The sequence below is a fragment of the Pseudomonas sp. DC3200b2 genome (genome assembly GCF_049895785.1).
GTDB classification, from domain to species: domain Bacteria; phylum Pseudomonadota; class Gammaproteobacteria; order Pseudomonadales; family Pseudomonadaceae; genus Aquipseudomonas; species Aquipseudomonas massiliensis.
Window position 1 is genome coordinate 1 of the sequence record NZ_JAFCTA010000022.1, and the last position, 577, is coordinate 577.

Here is a 577-nt window from a genome sequence, read left to right on the forward strand (position 1 = left end):
GACGGTAACGTCCTGGTGATCAACGTGGTGGAGCGGCCTTCGATCGCCAGCATCGAAATCGAAGGCAACAAGGCCATCTCCAGCGACGACCTGCTCAAGGGCCTGAAACAGTCGGGCCTGGCCGAGGGCGAGATCTTCCAGCGCGCCACCCTCGAAGGCGTGCGCAACGAGCTGCAGCGCCAGTACGTGGCCCAGGGCCGCTATTCGGCCACGGTGGACACCGAGGTGGTCACCCAGCCGCGCAACCGCGTGGGCCTGAAGATCAAGATCAACGAAGGCACGGTGGCGGCCATCCAGCACATCAACGTGGTGGGCAACACCGTGTTCCCCGAGCAGGATCTGGTCGACCTGTTCGAACTCAAGACCACCAACTGGCTGTCGTTCTTCAAGAACGACGACAAGTACGCCCGCGAGAAGCTGTCCGGCGACCTGGAGCGGCTGCGTTCCTATTACCTGGACCGCGGCTACATCAACATGGACATCGCCTCCACCCAGGTGTCCATCACCCCGGACAAGAAGCACGTCTACATCACCATCAATATCAACGAAGGTGAGAAGTACAAGGTGCGCGAGGTCA

1 protein-coding gene is annotated in these 577 nt (G+C 61.0%); it reads left to right on the plus strand.

Annotation, left to right across the window (positions count from 1 at the left end; all coding sequences use genetic code 11):
* Positions 1 to 577 (plus strand): POTRA domain-containing protein (locus tag ACP691_RS21675; RefSeq protein ID WP_426199783.1); only part of this gene is annotated, 577 nt, incomplete at both ends.